The 19,293-nt window shown below is 60.5% G+C and carries 19 protein-coding genes; 4 read left to right on the top strand and 15 right to left on the bottom strand.

The annotated features are described in order from the left end of the window. Window positions 1-122: 122 nt before the first annotated feature. From msrQ to ACYAS9_RS21170, 6 genes are all read right to left on the bottom strand, one after another. Window positions 123-725 carry a protein-methionine-sulfoxide reductase heme-binding subunit MsrQ gene (gene msrQ, locus ACYAS9_RS21195; RefSeq protein ID WP_463570269.1) on the bottom strand — a complete coding sequence of 201 codons (603 nt, stop codon included), beginning with the start codon at window positions 723-725 and terminating at the stop codon, window positions 123-125. Next, window positions 725-1,738: a protein-methionine-sulfoxide reductase catalytic subunit MsrP gene (msrP, locus tag ACYAS9_RS21190; protein WP_463570268.1), complete on the bottom strand. Its 1,014-nt coding sequence runs from the start codon at window positions 1,736-1,738 to the stop codon at window positions 725-727. Before msrP ends, msrQ begins: the two co-directional genes overlap by 1 nt. A gap of 63 nt (window positions 1,739-1,801) precedes the next feature. Beyond that, window positions 1,802-2,650: a CDP-diacylglycerol--serine O-phosphatidyltransferase gene (gene pssA / locus ACYAS9_RS21185; protein ID WP_463570267.1), complete on the bottom strand. Its 849-nt coding sequence runs from the start codon at window positions 2,648-2,650 to the stop codon at window positions 1,802-1,804. 200 nt (window positions 2,651-2,850) lie between these two features. Further along, entirely contained in the window at window positions 2,851-3,867 is a 1,017-nt protein-coding gene (gene ilvC, locus ACYAS9_RS21180; RefSeq protein ID WP_459743832.1) for a ketol-acid reductoisomerase, read from the bottom strand. A 46-nt stretch (window positions 3,868-3,913) separates the two neighbouring features. After that, window positions 3,914-4,405: an acetolactate synthase small subunit gene (gene ilvN, locus ACYAS9_RS21175; protein WP_025258538.1), complete on the bottom strand. Its 492-nt coding sequence runs from the start codon at window positions 4,403-4,405 to the stop codon at window positions 3,914-3,916. A 2-nt stretch (window positions 4,406-4,407) separates the two neighbouring features. Then, the gene (locus ACYAS9_RS21170) at window positions 4,408-6,132 is read right to left on the bottom strand and encodes an acetolactate synthase 3 large subunit (protein ID WP_463570266.1); all 1,725 of its coding nucleotides are present in this window, start codon (window positions 6,130-6,132) and stop codon (window positions 4,408-4,410) included. A gap of 399 nt (window positions 6,133-6,531) precedes the next feature. On the opposite strand from ACYAS9_RS21170, the gene ACYAS9_RS21165 reads away from it, so the two are divergent. After that, a complete protein-coding gene (locus ACYAS9_RS21165; protein WP_463570265.1) occupies window positions 6,532-6,957 on the top strand; it encodes a DUF4124 domain-containing protein in 426 nt (141 codons plus the stop codon). A 30-nt stretch (window positions 6,958-6,987) separates the two neighbouring features. Here ACYAS9_RS21165 and ACYAS9_RS21160 read toward each other — a convergent pair whose 3' ends face one another. The 3 genes from ACYAS9_RS21160 to mrcB are packed head-to-tail and all read right to left on the bottom strand — an operon-like array spanning window position 6,988 to window position 10,398. Next, window positions 6,988-7,317: a YqcC family protein gene (locus tag ACYAS9_RS21160; RefSeq protein ID WP_463570264.1), complete on the bottom strand. Its 330-nt coding sequence runs from the start codon at window positions 7,315-7,317 to the stop codon at window positions 6,988-6,990. Next, on the bottom strand, window positions 7,317-8,063 hold the full coding sequence (locus tag ACYAS9_RS21155; RefSeq protein ID WP_463570263.1) for a tetratricopeptide repeat protein: 747 nt from the start codon (window positions 8,061-8,063) through the stop codon (window positions 7,317-7,319). The genes ACYAS9_RS21160 and ACYAS9_RS21155 overlap by 1 nt, the downstream gene beginning before the upstream one ends. 16 nt (window positions 8,064-8,079) lie before the next feature. Next, entirely contained in the window at window positions 8,080-10,398 is a 2,319-nt protein-coding gene (gene mrcB, locus ACYAS9_RS21150) for a penicillin-binding protein 1B (RefSeq protein WP_463570262.1), read from the bottom strand. Between the two features lie 395 nt (window positions 10,399-10,793). On the opposite strand from mrcB, the gene ACYAS9_RS21145 reads away from it, so the two are divergent. Next, window positions 10,794-12,335 (top strand): bifunctional aminoglycoside phosphotransferase/ATP-binding protein, encoded by a 1,542-nt coding sequence (locus ACYAS9_RS21145; RefSeq protein ID WP_463570261.1) that lies wholly within the window; start codon window positions 10,794-10,796, stop codon window positions 12,333-12,335. Between the two features lie 92 nt (window positions 12,336-12,427). Continuing rightward, on the top strand, window positions 12,428-12,772 hold the full coding sequence (locus ACYAS9_RS21140; RefSeq protein ID WP_463570260.1) for a pentapeptide repeat-containing protein: 345 nt from the start codon (window positions 12,428-12,430) through the stop codon (window positions 12,770-12,772). A 186-nt stretch (window positions 12,773-12,958) separates the two neighbouring features. On the opposite strand, the gene deoC is transcribed toward ACYAS9_RS21140, so the two are convergent. The 6 genes from deoC to ACYAS9_RS21110 all read right to left on the bottom strand — a co-directional run bounded on the left by deoC (window position 12,959) and on the right by ACYAS9_RS21110 (window position 18,512). Further along, a complete protein-coding gene (gene deoC / locus ACYAS9_RS21135; protein WP_463570259.1) occupies window positions 12,959-13,723 on the bottom strand; it encodes a deoxyribose-phosphate aldolase in 765 nt (254 codons plus the stop codon). Window positions 13,724-13,847: 124 nt separating this feature from the next. Further along, entirely contained in the window at window positions 13,848-14,615 is a 768-nt protein-coding gene (locus tag ACYAS9_RS21130; protein ID WP_463570258.1) for a heme ABC transporter ATP-binding protein, read from the bottom strand. After that, window positions 14,615-15,586 carry a FecCD family ABC transporter permease gene (locus ACYAS9_RS21125; protein ID WP_463570270.1) on the bottom strand — a complete coding sequence of 324 codons (972 nt, stop codon included), beginning with the start codon at window positions 15,584-15,586 and terminating at the stop codon, window positions 14,615-14,617. The genes ACYAS9_RS21130 and ACYAS9_RS21125 overlap by 1 nt, the downstream gene beginning before the upstream one ends. Window positions 15,587-15,636: 50 nt before the next feature. Continuing rightward, window positions 15,637-16,512 carry a heme/hemin ABC transporter substrate-binding protein gene (locus ACYAS9_RS21120; RefSeq protein ID WP_463570257.1) on the bottom strand — a complete coding sequence of 292 codons (876 nt, stop codon included), beginning with the start codon at window positions 16,510-16,512 and terminating at the stop codon, window positions 15,637-15,639. A 111-nt stretch (window positions 16,513-16,623) separates the two neighbouring features. Beyond that, window positions 16,624-17,340 carry a DNA/RNA nuclease SfsA gene (gene sfsA / locus ACYAS9_RS21115; RefSeq protein ID WP_463570256.1) on the bottom strand — a complete coding sequence of 239 codons (717 nt, stop codon included), beginning with the start codon at window positions 17,338-17,340 and terminating at the stop codon, window positions 16,624-16,626. After that, window positions 17,340-18,512, bottom strand: a complete 1,173-nt coding sequence (locus tag ACYAS9_RS21110) for a pyridoxal phosphate-dependent aminotransferase (protein WP_463570255.1) — start codon at window positions 18,510-18,512, stop codon at window positions 17,340-17,342. The genes sfsA and ACYAS9_RS21110 overlap by 1 nt, the downstream gene beginning before the upstream one ends. A 265-nt stretch (window positions 18,513-18,777) precedes the next feature. On the opposite strand from ACYAS9_RS21110, the gene dksA reads away from it, so the two are divergent. Next, window positions 18,778-19,215 (top strand): RNA polymerase-binding protein DksA, encoded by a 438-nt coding sequence (gene dksA, locus ACYAS9_RS21105; RefSeq protein WP_463570254.1) that lies wholly within the window; start codon window positions 18,778-18,780, stop codon window positions 19,213-19,215. Window positions 19,216-19,293: the final 78 nt, after the last annotated feature.

Raw genomic sequence — 19,293 nt, 5'->3', positions numbered from 1 at the left:
CGCCGTTTTCACATCTAACTCGTTGATCTTCAAGGAGTTTTCAGTTTCTTCCGCGGCGGGAATGGTGCGCATTATAGAGCGCTGAGACGGGGCGTCAACACTTAATTTCAAAATGCTGTCACTTATCTTCGAACCTTTAATAAACGCGGGATTTTCCGAGCGATAAAAGGAACGCGCAGGATCAACAAGAAAGCGCCGAGGCACGTATAGAGAGCCCACTCCTCAAGATCGGCGCGAACAATCCACAGCATATGCAACAGGCCCAGGATCAGAATCACGTAGATCAACTGATGAAGCCTTCTCCAGCGACGCCCAAGACGACGCTGACTATAACGGTTGGAAGTCACCGCCAACGCCAGCAGTCCAAGCAAGGCCAGTGCCCCGACAATAATGTAGGGCCGCTGCACCAGCTCCACACCCAACTGCCCCCAATCCATACCCAGGATGAACAATGCATACAGCCCGAGGTGCAGCAGCGCATAAGCGAAACACCACAATCCCAATTGCCGGCGCACCGCCATGCACCCCGCCCACCCGGTCAAACGCTGCAGCGGTGTGACGCTCAATGTGATCAGCAGCAGGATCAGCGTGCCCAGCCCCAGCCGGTCCACCAACACCTTTCCCGGGTCCGGCCCCAAGGCAAAGATCCAGGCCTGATAAAGCCAAAACACCGGAAACGCCAACGCCGCCAGAAAAACGCTTACCCGCCATAGTCCGTAACGCATCAGTAATCCTTGCGTAGATCCATGCCGCTATATAAGGAAGCCACCTCTTCGGCGTAGCCATTGAACATGTCGGTCTGCCGCACATTGGGACTGAACAACCCGCTGGGCAAACGCCGCTCTCGCGCCTGGCTCCAGCGCGGGTGATCGACCTGCGGATTGACGTTGGCATAGAAGCCATATTCGTTGGCCGCAATGCTCTGCCAGGTTGTACTCGGCTGCTCGCTGACCAGGCTGATACGCACGATGGACTTCACGCCCTTGAAACCGTATTTCCACGGCACCACAAGACGCAGCGGAGCACCATTCTGGTTAGGCAACTCGCGGCCATACATGCCAACGGCAAGAATCGTCAGCGGATGCATCGCCTCATCCAGACGCAACCCTTCGACATAAGGCCAGTCGATGAGAGCAAAGCCGGAACGCTGGCCCGGCATGGACTGAGGATCCTTGAGGGTTTCAAAACGGATGTAGCGAGCCTTTGAGGTCGGCTCGACCTGCTTGAGCAGGTCAGCCAGCGGAAAACCGACCCAGGGAATGACCATCGACCAGGCCTCGACACAGCGCAGCCGGTAGATACGCTCTTCAAGCTGATAAGGCTTGATGAAATCTTCAAGCGCGTAGCGGCCAGGCTTACCCACCTCGCCATCGATGACCACGCTCCACGGTTCGGTTTTCAGGGCGCCTGCATTTTTCGCAGGGTCGCCCTTGTCGGTACCGAACTCGTAGAAGTTGTTGTAGTGGGTCGCATCCTTGTAAGGCGTGATCGCCTCACCCTTGACCGTCACTGCCTGCCAGCGGGTCGCGCCGAGCTTGTCGGCAAGCCAGGCCGGCGCCTTGCTTGGGTCTACGTCAGGATACAAGGAAGGATCTGCCGCGCTTGCCCATCGAGGCAAGGCAGCGATCGCCCCCGCAGCCAGCGAGCCGCCCAGCAATGAACGACGGGAAAGGTAGATGGATTCAGGTGTGACCTCCGACTCGCGAGAGTCGGAGGTCGAGGGAAGCTTGATCAGCATGATGACTCCACGGCTTCGGTGACGGGTTCACCAATAGACCTCTGGAGTATGCAGAAAATCAGATCACTTGCGACGACGCACACGTAACAGATATTGAGCAGGACCTGACAGCGCGTAGCCCAGGAAAATCAGCAGCAGGATACGCGGCGGATCACTGAATACCACGGCAAACACCAGAACCACGACAAGGATGGCAACAAATGGCACACGGCCTCTGAGGTCCAGCTCCTTGAAGCTGTTGTACTTGATGTTGCTCACCATCAGCATGCCCGCCGCAGCGACCAGCAGTGCCACCAGGAAAGACAGCTTGGATCCCTGGATACCGAAATCGCTGAAGGCCCAGACCGTGCCCGCCACTACGCCGGCCGCCGCAGGGCTGGCCAGACCAATGAAGTAGCGCTTGTCGGCCTTGCCTACCTGGGTATTGAAGCGCGCCAGACGCAATGCCGCGCCCGCCACATAGATGAAGGCAACCATCCAGCCGACCTTGCCCATGTCGCCCAAAGCCCAGCCGAATGCCAGCAAGGCAGGCGCAACACCAAAAGCCACCATGTCGGACAGCGAATCGTACTCGGCACCGAAGGCGCTCTGGGTATTGGTCATGCGCGCCACACGCCCGTCGAGACCGTCGAGCACCATGGCGACAAAAATGGCGATGGCGGCAAACGCAAAATACTTGCTGGCACCTGCCGCATCCCCGGCGCTAGCGGCGCTCTGGGCACTCATGGAGCTGATGATGGAATAAAAACCGGCAAACAGATTGGCCGTGGTAAACAGGTTCGGCAATAGATAGATGCCACGGTGGCGGACTTTGCGCCCTTCGGCATCATGCCCCTCTTCCACGTGCTCATCGATCGGTAGCAGGCTTTCGGCGTCGGGACCCTTGTGGGTCTCCTCGGGACGTTCGCTCATGAAAATTACCTTGCAGCAGTTTGAAAAAGTTGGACAGGTGTCTGCCACGAGGGTTCGCCGGCAAACGATGCAGCTTTATACCAGAACAGAGTGCCGTTGACCTTCCAACACCGACCACGCGGCTGAACAGACGACGTTTCCTACTGCCCATAACGAAAAAACGCGGCCCATTGGCCGCGTTTTTTCAGACAACCAAAAACTTAGTTCTTGGACTTGTCGACGATCTTGTTCGCCGAGATCCAAGGCATCATCGAGCGCAGTTGCTCGCCGATGATTTCGATGCCGTGGGCAGCGTTGTTACGACGCTTGGCGGTCATCGATGGGTAGTTGGTCGCGCCTTCGCTGATGAACATCTTCGCGTACTCGCCGTCCTGGATGCGCTTCAGAGCGTTGCGCATAGCCTTGCGGGATTCTTCGTTGATGACTTCAGGACCGGTCACGTACTCGCCGTATTCGGCGTTGTTGGAGATCGAGTAGTTCATGTTGGCGATACCGCCTTCGTACATGAGGTCAACGATCAGCTTCAGTTCGTGCAGGCACTCGAAGTAGGCCATTTCTGGCGCGTAGCCAGCTTCGACCAGCGTTTCGAAACCGGCTTTGACCAGCTCGACAGTACCGCCACACAGAACGGCTTGCTCGCCGAACAGGTCGGTTTCAGTCTCGTCCTTGAAGGTGGTTTCGATGATGCCGGTACGGCCGCCGCCCACGCCCGAGGCGTAAGACAGAGCGACGTTCTTGGCGTTGCCCGAAGCGTCCTGGTAGATGGCGATCAGGTCAGGAATACCGCCACCCTTGACGAACTCGGTACGCACGGTGTGGCCCGGGGCCTTCGGTGCGATCATGATCACGTCCAGGTCAGCGCGCGGCACGACCTGGTTGTAGTGGATGGCGAAGCCGTGCGAGAAGGCCAGGGTTGCGCCCTGCTTCAGGTTTGGCTCGACTTCCTGCTTGTACAGCTGGCCCTGGAACTCGTCCGGGGTCAGGATCATGACAACGTCGGCAGCAGCGACAGCAGAAGCAACGTCAGTCACTTTCAGGCCGTGGGCTTCAGCCTTGGCGACAGTGGCCGAACCTTTGCGCAGGCCGATAGTAACGTCAACGCCGGAGTCTTTCAGGTTGCACGCTTGAGCGTGGCCCTGGGAGCCGTAGCCGATGATCGCGACTTTCTTGCCCTGGATGATCGAAAGGTCACAGTCTTTGTCGTAGAAAACTTTCATGTAAATCCCCTGTTATCTTGGCCGTTCAGGCCACATTGCAAATTGATCAGATGCTCAGCACTTTGTCGCCGCGGGCAATACCCGTTACGCCACTGCGAACTGTTTCCAGGATAGCGGCGGTGCCGATGGCCTGAATGAAGCTGTCCAGCTTGTCACTGGTACCACTCAACTGCACGGTGTAGACGCTGGCCGTGACGTCGACGATCTGCCCGCGGAAAATATCCGTGGTGCGCTTGATCTCGGCCCGCTGTGCGCCAGTGGCCTTGACCTTGACCAGCATGAGTTCGCGCTCGATGTGCGCACTCTCGGACAGGTCGACCAGCTTGACCACTTCAACCAGCTTATTGAGGTTCTTGGTGATCTGCTCGATCACTTCATCGTGCCCCACGGTGGTCAGCGTCAGACGCGACAGGGTCGGGTCTTCGGTCGGCGCCACGGTCAGGCTTTCGATGTTGTAGTTACGCTGCGAAAACAGGCCGACGACACGCGACAGTGCGCCTGGTTCGTTTTCCAGCAGTAGCGAAATGATATGCCGCATGATTATGTCCGCTCCGTCTTGCTCAACCACATATCGCGCATCGAGCCATCCTTGATCTGCATCGGATAGACGTGCTCGCTCACATCGACCTGGATGTCGACGAATACCAGGCGATCCTTCATGGCGAAGGCTTCTTCGAGCTTGGGCTTGAGATCCTTGAGGTCGGTGACACGAATGCCGACGTGACCATAGGCTTCGACCAGCTTGACGAAATCAGGCAGCGATTCGACATAGGAATGCGAGTGACGACCGCCGTAGCTCATGTCTTGCCACTGGCGAACCATGCCCAGCACGCCGTTGTTGAGCAGGATGATCTTCACCGGCAAGCCGTATTGCAGGCAGGTGGACAGTTCCTGGATGTTCATCTGGATACTGCCTTCGCCGGTGACGCAGGCCACATCGGCGTCCGGGAAGTTCAGCTTGACGCCCATGGCCGCCGGAAAACCGAAGCCCATGGTGCCCAGGCCGCCGGAGTTGATCCAGCGGTTCGGCTTGTCGAAGCGGTAGTACTGAGCAGCGAACATCTGGTGCTGGCCCACATCGGAGGTGACATAGGCATCGCCCTTGGTCACTTCATGCAGGGTCTCGATGACTTTCTGCGGCTTGATGATGGTGCCGTCGCCACGGTCATACGGGAACAGGTCGCCACCGGCGCGCCATTCATCGATCTGCTTCCACCACGCGGCAACTGCGGCCTTGTCCGGAGCCTGACCGATTTCCTTGTACGTGGCGACCATGTCGGTCAGCACGCTTTCAACAGGGCCCACGATCGGCACGTCGGCCTTGATGGTCTTGGAAATCGATGCAGGGTCGATGTCGATGTGGATGATCTTGGCATTCGGGCAGAACTTGGCGGCACCGTTGATGACCCGGTCATCGAAACGTGCGCCGACGGCCAGGATCACATCGGTGTGGTGCATCACGACGTTTGCAGTGTAGCTGCCGTGCATGCCCAGCATGCCGACGAACTGACGGTCAGTGCCCGGATAGCAGCCCAGGCCCATCAGTGTGTTGGTAACCGGGGCATTGAGCAACTGCGCCAGCTCGGTCAGAGGTGCAGAACCGTTGCCTATGACCACGCCACCGCCGGCGTAGATCACCGGACGCTTGGCGGCCAGCAGCATTTCGACGGCCTTGCGGATCTGGCCCGAATGACCACGAACCGCCGGGCTGTAGGAGCGCAGCTTGACCTTTTTAGGGTAAACGTATTCGAACTTCTCGGCCGGGTTGGTCATGTCCTTTGGCAGGTCGACGACCACAGGGCCCGGACGGCCGGACTGTGCCAGATAGAAGGCCTTTTTCAGGACTTCAGGAATCTCGCTCGGGTGCTTGATCATGAAGCTGTGCTTCACGATCGGCCGGGAGATACCGATCATGTCGGTTTCCTGGAAGGCATCGGTGCCGACCAGCGTGCTAGGCACCTGACCGGAAATGACCACCATCGGGATCGAGTCCATGTAGGCAGTGGCAATACCGGTGATTGCGTTGGTCGCGCCAGGGCCTGACGTTACCAGGACTACGCCGGCCTTGCCGGTTGCACGTGCATAGCCATCGGCCATGTGCGTGGCAGCCTGCTCGTGACGGACCAGAATATGGCTGACCGCCGGCTCCTGGAACAACGCATCGTAAACATGCAGGAGCGCGCCACCAGGGTATCCATAAATATGCTTAACGCCTTCGTCACGCAGGAAGCGGACGACCATTTCAGCGCCAGATAAAAGCTCCACGTTGTTCACCTCTAAAACGCCAGAATACCGTCCATGGGTGGACGGGTCTTAATAGGTTTACTGCCAAGCAGAGCATGAGCGACGGTGGTCGCCGACTACGTCAGCACTGACTGAGCAAGTATTGGGATGTTCCTGAGTGTTGCGGAACGGTCCCACCCAGCGCGAGGTAACGCGTTGCGGGTGTTACAGGTCGACGCGGATGTGCGCCTCATGATCTACCGAGACGGTCTGCTTCTGGCAGTCCCCCTACAGCGAACTTTGAATTGTTGTGATTCGTCCCTCTCAAGTCAAGCAATCCGTAAGCTTTCTTGCATGTTTCGCGATTGCCCTGTCGCCACCCGGACGATCAAACAGCGATGTGATAGCTTTCGCCCAGCACTGTTATTTCAAGGAAGCCACATGCGCAGGATGATCCTTTCGCTCACCTTGTCGATGGCGATGGGCCTCAGCGCCCAGGCCGCGCAAATCTACAAGTGGGTCGACGCTCAAGGGGTGACGCATTTCGATGCCACGCCACCGGCCGGCCAGCAGATCGCGCCCGTAGACATCCAGAAACCACCGCTGTCAGGCTCTGTCGCCACCCAGCCGGCACCGGAGCCCGATGCGCGTCAGCGGGCCATCGACAACAAGGTCAAGCAGGAAGTCAGCGACGCGCAAGCGAAGCGCAATGCCATGTGCGAAGTCATGCGCACCAACCTCGCCCAACTGAAGAACAACCCGCGCGTACGGGTGCCCGCTGAAGGTGGCTTCAAACGCCTGAACGAGGAGGAGCGTCAGGCGAAAATCGCAGAAAGCCAAAAAGCGATTGCCGATTATTGCAACTGAGACCTCCTGCCCCGCGGAGGTCTCGCCGGCTCAGCCTGCCTTACCGATCAACTGATCGAACTGCTCCAGCAGGCTCAGCAGGTTGCGTGCCTGCTCGGGACGATCGACATAAACCATCTCGGCCATTTCCCGAATCCCGGAAACCCGTGGCAACGGCAGATCCTGCTCAAGGATGGCCTTCATCTTCGGCAGAAAGATCCACTGCAGCCACTGCTCGAAAGACAGGGTGTCGACACTGAACGGTTCCTGGCTGGCCAGCGCCTTGGCGTCGGGGGCGGCGCTTTCCCACCATCCCAGCCCACGCAACTCTCGCTCGATCAACAACAGGTGGTCAGCCAGCGCAGGTAGACGCGCATCCATTACAGGTTAACCCGGGCTTTCTGGCGTGCCTGCGCAGCGCCGGCAGCATCGCCCTGCTTCTCGCGAGACTGCGCGATGATTTCCCAAAGGCTGGCCTGCAAGCTCGGACGGCCATTGGCGTAAGTCAGGGCACGGCGCGACAGTTGCTCGGCCTGGGCCGCATCACCCTGGGCCAGACGCACCTGGGCCAGACGGTAAAGCACCTGCGGCTCACGTGGCGCCACGCGCTGGGCGCGCTCCAGGCTCGACGACGCGCCATTGAGGTCGCCACCGCTTTGCTGTTGCTGCGCCGTGGTCAGCAACGCCAGCACCGGACCATCGAGCTGTTCGTCAGCCGACAAGGCACCGCGATTGGCATTGGATGGAATCCCGGTCGGTGCCGAAGGCAGGCTGTAGCTGCTGGTGTTCAGCGGCGCGGTGTCAACCGGAGGCTGATACGCGGGCGCTGTATTGATCGGTGCCGAATCGACACTGAAAGGCGCTTGCGCCGCCGGTGCCGAGTAGGTCTGGATACTGCCACTGCCGCCGGGCACCATGACCGTCACCCCGGAATCGGCGGGAACAGCCTGCGGTTGCTGCACAGGTGCCGTATTGGCGCGATAGCCCGTATTGCGCGGCGCGCTCACGCGCTCGCTGCTGGACACCCTGGAGCCCGAGTCCACGACCGGGATCGAGCCTTGCTGCACACTGGCGCACCCGCTGAGCACAGCCAGGGCGGTTACAGCTGGAATCCACCACTTATTCACATCAAACCCTCTTCACTTAATTCAACCAGCCCTTGATCCAGTCCATGACCGGCTCATCAGCGGCGGGGCTACCACAGGTTGCACCCGGCACCGGTTCACTGCCGCGAATATACGGCATCTGGACAGCATTCGGGCAACTGGCATCGGAGCCTTGTCCGGTGCCGGCATCGACCCAGGCCTGCACCACGTTGTCCGGCATGGCCATGTCCAGCGGCAACGGCTCGGCCTTGCGCATGAAGCTGGTCCAGACCTGCAACGCACCACTGGCACCGGTAAACGGGGTCTGCCCGTTATCGTCGCGGCCCATCCACACCACCGCCAGCACGTCCTGGCTGAAGCCTGCAAACCAGCTGTCACGCGAGTCGTTACTGGTGCCGGTCTTGCCCGCCAGATTCAGCGTTTTAGGCAATACGTTATAGACCGACTGGCCCGTGCCTTCGCGCATGACACGCTGCATGGCGTTCTGCACCAGATAGATCGCGCCCGGATCGAAGCGCTGCTGAATCTGGAACGGATAACGCTTGAGCGGCTCGCCTTCAGCGGTCAGCACACTGCGAATACCGCGCATCGGCGTATTGAAACCACCGCTGGCAATAGTCTGATACATGGTTGCCACTTCAACGGGACTCAGCCCGCCAGCGCCCAGCAGCATCGACGGGTACGCCGGCCATTCGCGGGTCACGCCCAGCTTGTTCAGGGTCTTGAACACAGTCGGCACGCCCAGTTCAAGCCCCAGTTTGGCGGTCGACAGGTTGTAGGAGTGCGCCAGGCCCTGATACAGGAAGATATTGCCGTGCGCCTTGCGATCGTAATTCTGCGGTTTCCAGATTTGCCCGTCGGCGCCCTTGACCTGGAACGGCTCATCGGCCACCCAACTGGTCAGCGTGTACTTCTGCGGCTGCTCCAGTGCGGTCAGGTAGATCGCCGGCTTGACCAGCGAGCCGATCGGGCGCACTGCATCGATGGCACGGTTGAAACCTGCAAAACCGGCCTTGCGGCTGCCGAGCAGTGCCTGGACCTCACCGGTTTCCGGGTTGGTCACCACCATCGCGGCTTCGACCTCATCAGAGCCCTTGCGCCCCGCCAGACGCTTGAACGTTTCGTCCATGGCTGCCTGGGATTTCATCTGCAGGATCGGGTCGAAACTGGTGAAGATACGCAGCCCTTCCTCGGTCAAGTCTTCATCGCGATAGTCGTCGCGCAACTGACGCTTGACCAGGTCCATGAACGCCGGGAACGAGCTGTCGGCCAGGCTGCCGGTGCGCGTGACACCGAGCGGCATTTTCTTCGCGGCCTCGACCACATCGGCCGGCGCCACGCCTTGTTGTGCCAGCAGGTCGAGCACCAGGTTACGCCGCTCCAGCGCGCGCTCCGGGTTGCGGCGCGGGTTGTAGTAAGACGGCCCATTGACCAGACCGACCAGCAACGCCACCTGATGCAGCTTGAGTTCCGACAACGGCTGGCTGAAGAAATACTGGCTGGCCAGACCGAAGCCATGCACCGCACGCTGCCCGTCCTGCCCGACGAACACTTCGTTCAGGTAAGCCTCGAGAATTTCCTGCTTGCTGTAATGCAGCTCCAGCAGCAGCGACATCATGGCCTCGGTCAGCTTGCGCGACAGGCTGCGTTCAGGGGTCAGGAAGAAGTTTTTCACCAACTGCTGGGTCAGGGTACTGCCGCCCTGACGCATTTTTCCGGACGAGGCATTGACCCAGATAGCCCGGGCAATCGATTTGGGCGAAACACCGAAGTGGCTATAAAAGTCGCGGTCTTCTACCGCAATCAGCGTGTCGAGCAAATATGGCGGCGCCTGATCGAGCTTGATCAGGATCCGGTCTTCAAGATTCTTCGGGTACAAGCCGCCGACCAGCAGCGGCTCCAGCCGCGCTACGGCCAGCTTGGCACCATTGGCCGAAGACAGGTCGGCAACGAAATCACCCGAGAAGCGCACGCGGATCTGCTGTGCGGGGTCGGTGCCTTCATAAAACTGAAAGCCGCGGGTGTTCAAGTCGACCGTGTTGCCATTCACAGCGGCAGCGCCCGGCCCGTTGGCCACGCTTTCACGGCGATAACCCAGGGCATCGAGTTCGATCAAAAAATCGTCGCGACTGAGTTTCTGGCCAACGAACAACTCCAGAGGCCTGGCATAGACCTTGGCCGGAATCATCCAGCGCTTGCCGGAAAACTTTTCCTGGACCTGCGCATCGAGGTAAATGGCAAAGCCGGCGATGATCACCACACCGACGATGCTGAGCTTGAGTGCCCAGCCCAGCCAGGTGCGCAGACGGCCGGAAGAGGGCTTCTTGGGGGTACGGGAACTACGGGATCGAGTCATGGGCGCGGATTATACGCAGTTTAGGAGGGTCTGTTGAGGTTCAAGCGCGGTCGCGCCGGCGCCCGTTTTGCCGCGAGGCAAGGCGCGAGCCGCAAGGTTTGGTCATTCCAAATGAGCGGCGAGTAACGCAGTATCGCGGCAAAACGGGCCCGGCCCTTCGGGTTGCGTGCCAAATTTCGCCAGGCTGTGTTGGAGGACTTGAAAAGGGAGTAACCATTTTCTGCGTCCTCCGCCTAACCTGGCGAAATTTGGCCCAGCAACGCGTCTCGCGCTTGAATCTCAACAGCCCCTCAGGATCGACAGACGCTCAGGCGAGCGGTTTGCAGCATTACGCCGAGCAGCCATAATGGCCGGCCTGAGCCATTTATTTTCATATCATTCATCAAGGATCGACCGTGAGCCAGTCACTGATCGCAGCCCTGCAAAACCCTGGCCTTTTCCCTCATCCGGTAGAGGGTTTTCAGGTCATCGAAACACACATTTCGTGGGTACTGCTCACAGGCCCCTATGTTTACAAGATCAAGAAACCGATGAATTTCGGTTTTCTGGACTTCACCACACTGTCGGCTCGCAAGCACTTCTGTAACGAAGAGTTACGCCTGAACCAGCGCCTCACCGAAGGCCTGTACCTGGAAGTCATTGCGCTGACCGGCTCGGTCGAGGCGCCACAACTGGGCGGCGACGGCGAACCGATCGAATATGCCCTGAAAATGCGCCAGTTCCCGCAAAGCGGACTGCTCAGCACCCTGCAAGCCAATGGTGAATTGACCATAGGCCATATCGACGAGCTGGCCAGCCAGATCGCCCACTTCCACCTTTCGGCCCCGAAAGTCGGCGCCGAAAACGAGCTGGGCTCGCCTGACAGCGTCATGGCGCCGGTCACGCAAAACTTTGAACAGATTCGTCCTTTCCTTAGCGAGAAGTCCGACCTGCAACAGCTTGAAGCTCTCAAGGCCTGGGCAGAGTCGAGCTTTGAGCGGCTCAAGCCGCTGTTGGTTCAACGCAAGGCCGAGGGATTTATTCGCGAGTGCCATGGCGATATTCACTTGGGCAATGCTGCACTGATCGATGGCAAGGTGGTGTTGTTCGACTGCATCGAATTCAACGAACCCTTCCGCATGACCGATGTGTATGCCGACATCGGCTTTCTGGCCATGGACCTTGAAGACCGCGGCCTCAAGACCCTGTCGCGACGCCTGATCAGCCAGTACCTGGAGCTGACCGGCGATTATCAGGGCCTGGAACTGTTCAACTTCTACAAGGCCTATCGCGCGGTGGTGCGGGCCAAGATCGCCCTGTTCAGCCTGCCCGCCGAGGCCGATGGTGTGCAACGCGCCGCCGCGCTGCGCCAGTACCGCAACTACGCCAACCTGGCCGAAAGCTACAGCGCCATCCCCTCGCCTTTCCTGGCCATTACGCATGGCGTGTCGGCAGTGGGCAAGAGCCAGGTTGCTCAACGCCTGGTGCAGTCGCTGGGTGCCATTCGCCTGCGCTCGGACGTTGAACGCAAGCGTCTGTTCACCGACAGCGACAGTGCAGAGCGCTATGGCGCCGAAGCTCATGAAGCAACCTATGCCCGCCTGCACGAACTGGCTGGTGTGGTGTTGCGTGCCGGCTTCTCGGTCGTGCTCGACGCCACTTACCTCAAGCATGCACAGCGTCAGGCTGCCGCCCGCGTTGCGCAGGCCTATGGCGTTCCGTTCCTGATTCTGGACTGCGAAGCACCGCAGGCCGTGATTGAAGGCTGGCTGCAACAGCGCCAGACCGAGAACAACGATCCGTCCGAAGCCACGCTTGAAGTGGTACTCGCCCAGCAAGCCAGCCGCGAGCCGCTGAGCGCTGAAGAAACCCTGCTGAGCAAGGCTATCCGCACCGATCTGAGCAGCGATCTGGACACGCTGATCGAGAACCTGCACCAGCGCCTGCCGGGACTCTGAAAATCGCGAGGCCGTTAAGCGGGTGACGCTTCACGGCCTCGCAATAGTGGCGATATAATGGCGCCATAAATCCAACAGCCCCGAGAATCACCATGAGCCAGCCCAAGCAAATCGACTCACCGCTTTATGTGTTGCTGCGCAAGGATGATATCGAAGGCTTCAACCAGGAAAGGCCGTCCAAAGGCACCCTCGACATGCGCGGCGGTGACTTCCGTGGCCTGGACCTGCGCAATCTGGACACCACCGGTATCGACTTCACCGATGCCTACTTTCGCTCGGCAGACCTGCGCGGTCTGGACCTGCGCGACAACCCGCTCGAAGGCGCAAGCATCGCCCATGCGCAGATATCCGGTGCGTACTTTCCGCCGGAGCTGAGTGCGGACGAGATTCTGATGTCGGTGAATTTCGGTACGCGGCTGCGCTACCGCACCCGCTGAAAGCACTGCTGAAAAACGCTTCAAAAAGAACTGTTGACTTAGAAATGAGAATCGTTATGATTATCACAACTGGTCGCGAGACTGGTCGGTAACCTGAAAGACCTTGGTTCGGACTCTCAGATTATCTCCTCATCAGGCTAATCACGGTTTTTGACCCGGCTCTTTGCCGGGTCTTTTTTTGCCTGCTCAAAAGTCATTACCCTCAAGCAATCCCAAGCGCGCCAACGAATCGCCCAACAAGCTCGAAGCGCCAAGACGGACGCGCTGCGGCGAAATCCACTGCGCTCCGAAACGCTGCCTGGCCAGCGCCAGAAACGCCTGGGCATCGACCACCGTGCGTAAACCGCCGGCCACCTTGAACCCAACCTGCCCGCCGATCTCGGCAATCGACTCCAGCATGATCCGCGCCGCCTGCGGTGTGGCCGGTGCCACCAGCCGGCCGGTACAGGTCTTGATGAAATCGGCCCCCGCCGCAATCGCCGCACGCGAAGCGATGCGAATCAGTTGCGGGTCGCGCAAGTCGCCGGTTTCCAGGGTGATGGTGAGTGGCGCCCGGCTGGTGCATTCGGCTTTGCAGGCCGCGACCAGTTCAGGGCCAATACCTGTGTTACCGGACAACAGCGCCCTGAACGGATACACCACCTCTACCTCATCGGCGCCCGACAACAACACCGCGCGGGTTTCCTGCACCGCCTGTTCGACATTGGCCCGCCCCGAAGGAAAATTGACCAGCCCGATCACCCGCACCTGCCGCGCCTGCAAACGGTCGAGAGTCGCCCGCGCCAGGCACACGAAGTGCGGGTAGACACAAACACCCGCCACCGGCCCGACCGGGGTCAGGGCGCTGCGGCAAAGGCTGACAATGCGTTGTTCGGTGTCTTCCTGGTTAAAGGCCAGCAGTTCCAGCAGGCTTATTGCCTGATGCGCCAGTTGCTCGTCATCGACGCTCATTGCATGTGCACTCCACTGCGAAAATCAGTCGAGCACGACAATAGACCAGCCATGGCCGTCAGAATCAGGCGGACCGGAGTATGGGAATCAGGCTACAAACACTCAGGAAACATCCGAAGGACCGTTAACGCGCAATCACCAGCGGGTGGCCCGATTCCGGATGCGGCTGCACCAGCACCTCCAGCCCGAACACGATCTTGAGTGCGGCAGGTTGCAGCACCTCAGCCGCTGTGCCCGCCACATGAACCCGCCCCTCATGCAGTAACAGCAGCCGATCACAGTAACGCGCCGCCAGGTTCAGGTCGTGAAGAATGACCATGACCGCCGCCCCGCGCCCGGCAAAACCCCGCACAGCTTGCAGAATCGTCTGCTGATGCAAGGGATCGAGCATCGACGTCGGCTCATCGAGCAACAGCGTGCAATCGCTGCCGCCCGGCCAGAGTTGCGCCAGCACCCGCGCCAGATGCACGCGCTGGCGCTCGCCGCCCGACAGCGCCGTATACGCGCGCTCGGCCAGGTGCAGGGCATCGCCGGCCTGCAACGCTTCACGCACCACCTGCGCATCGTGCTCATGCCCGGTGGCATGGGGCAACCGGCCCATGCCGACCACCTCATCGACCCGAAAGGCAAAGTCCAGGGTCGACTGCTGCGGCAACACTGCCAGCCGCCGGGCACGCTCGCGGCCCTGCCATTGCGCCAGCGGCTTGTCGGCCAGCCAGACTTCACCCTGCGACAGCTTGAGTTCACCGCTCAGCGCGCCAAACAACGTGCTCTTGCCCGCCCCGTTGGGGCCCAGCACACCCAGCACCTGGCCGGGCTGTACCTGCAAGTCGATCCCGGCCAGCACACTGCGGCCACTGCGCAGCACATGAAGATTTTGCGCCCGCAGCATCAACGTGCTCCTCGCACCAACAGATACAAAAAGAACGGGCCGCCCAGCAAGGCGGTGACAATCCCGATCGGCAACTCGGCCGGCGCCAGCACCATGCGTGCGAACAGATCAGCGCACAACAACAGGGTCGCACCCGCCAGCGCCGAGGCCGGCAACAGTACGCGATGGTCCGGGCCGCTGAGCAGACGGATCAGGTGCGGCACAATCAGCCCGACAAACCCGATCAGTCCGGCCGCCGCCACCGCCGCGCCGACGCCAAGCGCGGTGCAGAACATCAGTTCACGCTTGAGCGACTGAACGTCCACGCCCAGATGGCGCGCTTCGGACTCACCGAGCAACAGCGCATTGAGCGCTCTGGCCCGACGCGGCAACCAGAAAATGATTGCCGCGCACACCGGCAGCAACGGCCAGAGCCGCGCATAGCTGGCGCCATTCAGGCTGCCCAGGTTCCAGAACGTCAGGGTGCGCAAGGTGGCGTCGTCTGCCAGATAGGTCAGCAGACCAATGACCGACGCCGACAGCGCCGTCAGGGCAATGCCTGCCAGCAGCATGGTCGCCACGCTGGTCTGGCCATTGCGCCGGCCCAGCCGGTAAACGATCGCCGTCACCAGCAGACCGCCCAGCACCGCGCAGATCGACAGTAGATAAGGCGCAATCACCGCTGGCACGTGGCCCCATAACGAGCCGCCCACAATGGCCAGCGCCGCCCCCAACGCCGCGCCACTGGAGACGCCAATCAAGCCTGGGTCTGCCAATGGATTGCGAAACAATCCCTGCATCGCGACACCGCACAACGCCAATACCGCGCCCACCGCCAGGCCGAGCAAGGTGCGCGGCAAGCGGATCTGGCCGATGATCAGCTCAGCCTGCCCCGTCTCTCCCGGCATGGCCCAGCCGCTCAGCGCGCGCAGCACATCGCCCAGCGGCAAGCTGACCGGCCCCAGCGCCAGCGACAGCCAGGTCGCGATCAGGCACAGGCCGATCAACAGCGCAAACAACGCCCGCGGTGGCAGCCCGCTCCTCATGGAAGAGGATGAACGCCGGGATACATAATTTCAGACACGCGCTGCAATTGCGCAGGCAAACGCGGGCCCAGACCGCCGACCAGCAGGGTTGGATCAAGCTCGAACAACCGGTTATTGCGCACCGCCGTCGTCGCCGCCAGCAGCGGATTTTCCTTGATCAGCGCCTCACGCGCCGCCTCGCCGCGCAAGGTCCGGTCGGCCACGATCAGCACCTGCGGGTCGAGCGCTGCCATGACCTCGGTCGAAAACACCTTGTAGCCTTCATGGGTCGCCAGATTACGCCCGCCGGCGCGGGTGATCAGCCAGTCGCCGGCCGTGCCCTTGCCGGCCACCATGGGCTTGCCGCCGCCCTGGCCGACCAGCAGCAGAACATTGGGAATCGCTTGCTGGGTACGGGCTTGAGCGACCCACTGTTGCTGGGTATCCAGTTGCTGTCGAAACGCAGCGTTCAGGCGCTCGGCCTGATCGGGCGCGCCGAGCAGTTTGCCCAGGCGCTGCAGGTTGTCTTGCAGATCGGCAAGATCCGCCTTTGCCGATAGCACTTCGACCCGCACGCCAGCAGCACGCAGTTGCTCCAGGACCGCCGGCGGGCCCATTTCTTCGGTGCCCGCCAAGGCATCGGGACGCAAACTGAGAATACCCTCGGCCGAGAGCTGACGCTGGTAGCCGATACGCGGCAGCGACTTGAGCGACTCGGGGTTCTGGCTGGTGGTGTCGACCCCGACCAGAGAGGGTTGCGCGCCCAGGGCGACGATCCACTCGCTCAGGGCGCCACCGGCACTGACCAGACGCTTGGGCGGCTCGTCGGCCTGGCTCATGGGGCTGATCAATACACTGGCGCACAGGGCGAGCAGCAAAGAACGCAGAGGCATGCAGGAATTCCTTTCGGGGAGAATCGGTGCAGCCACTGGCTATCAGGCTGCGAAGCCCTGACATTTGATAATTGTTTTCATTTGATGGTCAAGCGCCATGAACCACAACCTCTAGCGCGTAAGCTCTTGCACCCTCAAACGCCGCACGATACGCACCTCTTCAGCGTTGATGTCCACGCCATACGCCAGAATCTGCACGCCCGCCGCCCTCGCGTCGCGCAAGGCGGCCGCATACGCCGGGTCGATTTCTTCGGCCGGGCGCACCGCCTCGATGCCTGACAGGTTCACGCAATACAGCAAGGCTGCCCGCACTCCGTCACGCGCCAGGGCCGCCAGCTCGCGCAGGTGCCGGGCGCCGCGCTGAGTCACCGCATCCGGGAAGGCCGCTACCGCAGAGTCATCGAAGCCCAGCGTGACACTCTTGACCTCCAGATACAGATCGCCTTCAGGGTATTGCAGGCGAAAATCCACCCGGCTTTTTTCCACGCCATAAGGCACTTCACGCTTGAGCGCGGTAAAGCCATTGAGTTCGCTGATCACGCCCGCTTGCAGCGCCTCTTCGACCAGCGTATTGGCTCGCCCGGTATTGATACAGGCCAGCCGCCCTTGCGGGGTTTCGCTGATTTCCCAGGTGCCGGGTAATTTGCGTTTGGGGTCGTTGGAGCGGCTGAACCACACTCGCCCGCCGGGCATCATGCAATTGAGCATCGAGCCGGTATTGGGGCAATGAATGGTCAACCGTTCGCCGCTGTCGGTTTCGATATCGGCCAGAAAGCGCTTGTAACGCTGCAACAGACGACCGGTTTCGAGGGCAGGAGAAAAGCGCATCAGCCTTGCCAGCTCCGCAGACCACGGGCAATCCGCTCGACCGCCTGCTCCAGGCGCGGCAGGCTCTGGGTATAAGAGAAGCGCACATGATGGCCGGCCTTGTGGCGGCCAAAGTCCAGGCCCGGGGTAAAGGCGACGTGCTGTTCTTCAAGGAAATGTCGGCAGAACGCGAAGGCATCGTCGCCGAACGCGCTGATATCGGCATACAGATAGAACGCGCCTTCAGGCTCTACGGCGATGCCGAAGCCCAACTCGCGCAGCGCGGGCAACAGATAGTCGCGGCGCTGCCCGAATGCTTCGCGGCGCTCTTCGAGAATGTCCAGCGTGCGCGGCTCGAAACAGGCCAGCGCGGCGTACTGCGCCACGCTGGACGCACTGATGTAAAGATTTTGCGCAAGCTTTTCCAGCTCACCGACGGCCGCTGGCGGCGCTACCAGCCAACCCAGGCGCCAACCGGTCATGCCGAAATATTTGGAAAAACTATTAAGAACGAAGGCTTCATCGTCGACTTCCAGCACACTGCTGGCATCCACGCCGTAGGTCAGGCCGTGGTAAATCTCGTCCACCACCAGATGCCCGTTGTGCGCCTTGAGCGCGGTCGACAAACCCTGAAGCTCGTCGCGGCTGAGCAGCGTGCCGGTCGGGTTGGCCGGCGAGGCCACCAGGGCGCCGACGCTGTCCTGATTCCAGTGGCGGTCGACCAGTTGCGGCGTCAGTTGATAACGCTCTTCGAGACCCACCGGCACCAGTTGCGCGGCACCTTCGACCAGGCGCAAGAAGTGCCGGTTGCACGGGTAGCCAGGGTCGGCCAGCAGCCAGTGCTTGCCCGGATCGACCAGCAGGCTGCTGGCCAGCAGCAAGGCGCCGGAACCGCCGGGCGTCACCAGAATGCGCTGCGGGTCGATGTCCAGGCCGTGACGAGTAGCATAGAAACCGGCGATTGCCTGACGCAGCTCCGGCAGGCCTCGAGCGGCGGTGTAGCGGGTCTTGCCTGACGCCAGCGCGGCTTGCCCGGCCTCGATGATCGGTTGTGCGGTACTGAAGTCCGGCTCGCCGATTTCCAGATGAATCACATCGTGGCCCGCCGCCTGCAATTCATTGGCCCGCGCCAGCAGCGCCATGACATGAAAGGGTTCGATGGCGCGGCTGCGCTCACTGTAAGGCTGGACCATGATTTTCCTTCCTGGGGAGAGGCGATGAAAAGAGCTGAATTAAACAACAAAAAACAAACTACGACGTCCTGCAATGACTAGAGTTCATCTATGGCAGGTGGACTTTCAACGGACCGTTCACAGCAGGCGTCATGCTCGACAACCGGGAGTGGCGGACTCCGATTTGATCTGGTAAGTTCGCCGGCTTGCACCTGCAGGGCCGACGGGTGTCGGTGATGGAACATCCTGCGCAATAGATTAGAAAAGAGTGAGAGGCGGTCCATACATGCCCACCCCAGATAAGCAACAAAATCTAATCAGCGGCCTCGAACCCTACAAGGCGACACCGGGTGAAGAGTACATGGGCGAACCCATGCGCGCACACTTCACCAAGATCCTGAACAAGTGGAAACAGGACTTGATGGTGGAGGTCGACCGTACGGTCGACCACATGAAGGATGAAGCGGCCAACTTTCCAGACCCCGCCGATCGCGCCAGCCAGGAAGAAGAGTTCAGCCTTGAACTTCGCGCCCGCGACCGTGAGCGCAAGTTGATCAAAAAGATCGACAAGACGCTGCAATTGATCATCGACGAAGAATATGGCTGGTGTGAGTCCTGCGGTGTAGAGATCGGCATCCGCCGCCTCGAAGCCCGCCCGACGGCCGACCTGTGCATTGACTGCAAGACCCTTGCAGAGATCAAGGAAAAACAAGTCGGCAAGTAACTTTGCCGGGTTGACGTAAAAGACGCTTCGGCGTCTTTTTTGTTTTCCGTCTATTGGCCAGCCAGTAACATCGCCCTC

Source organism: Pseudomonas sp. HP_08 (genome assembly GCF_055284095.1).
This window is presented reverse-complemented; position numbering and strand designations above follow the sequence as displayed.

Excerpts from the sequence above, each read along its gene's own strand:
- msrQ (WP_463570269.1), bottom strand. The coding sequence starts at position 725 with ATGCGTTACGGACTATGGCGGGTAAGCGTTTTTCTGGCGGCGTTGGCG.
- msrP (WP_463570268.1), bottom strand. The coding sequence starts at position 1,738 with ATGCTGATCAAGCTTCCCTCGACCTCCGACTCTCGCGAGTCGGAGGTC.
- pssA (WP_463570267.1), bottom strand. The coding sequence starts at position 2,650 with ATGAGCGAACGTCCCGAGGAGACCCACAAGGGTCCCGACGCCGAAAGC.
- ilvC (WP_459743832.1), bottom strand. The coding sequence starts at position 3,867 with ATGAAAGTTTTCTACGACAAAGACTGTGACCTTTCGATCATCCAGGGC.
- ilvN (WP_025258538.1), bottom strand. The coding sequence starts at position 4,405 with ATGCGGCATATCATTTCGCTACTGCTGGAAAACGAACCAGGCGCACTG.
- ACYAS9_RS21165 (WP_463570265.1), top strand. The coding sequence starts at position 6,532 with ATGCGCAGGATGATCCTTTCGCTCACCTTGTCGATGGCGATGGGCCTC.
- ACYAS9_RS21160 (WP_463570264.1), bottom strand. The coding sequence starts at position 7,317 with ATGGATGCGCGTCTACCTGCGCTGGCTGACCACCTGTTGTTGATCGAG.
- mrcB (WP_463570262.1), bottom strand. The coding sequence starts at position 10,398 with ATGACTCGATCCCGTAGTTCCCGTACCCCCAAGAAGCCCTCTTCCGGC.
- ACYAS9_RS21140 (WP_463570260.1), top strand. The coding sequence starts at position 12,428 with ATGAGCCAGCCCAAGCAAATCGACTCACCGCTTTATGTGTTGCTGCGC.
- deoC (WP_463570259.1), bottom strand. The coding sequence starts at position 13,723 with ATGAGCGTCGATGACGAGCAACTGGCGCATCAGGCAATAAGCCTGCTG.
- ACYAS9_RS21130 (WP_463570258.1), bottom strand. The coding sequence starts at position 14,615 with ATGCTGCGGGCGCAAAATCTTCATGTGCTGCGCAGTGGCCGCAGTGTG.
- ACYAS9_RS21120 (WP_463570257.1), bottom strand. The coding sequence starts at position 16,512 with ATGCCTCTGCGTTCTTTGCTGCTCGCCCTGTGCGCCAGTGTATTGATC.
- sfsA (WP_463570256.1), bottom strand. The coding sequence starts at position 17,340 with ATGCGCTTTTCTCCTGCCCTCGAAACCGGTCGTCTGTTGCAGCGTTAC.
- ACYAS9_RS21110 (WP_463570255.1), bottom strand. The coding sequence starts at position 18,512 with ATGGTCCAGCCTTACAGTGAGCGCAGCCGCGCCATCGAACCCTTTCAT.
- dksA (WP_463570254.1), top strand. The coding sequence starts at position 18,778 with ATGCCCACCCCAGATAAGCAACAAAATCTAATCAGCGGCCTCGAACCC.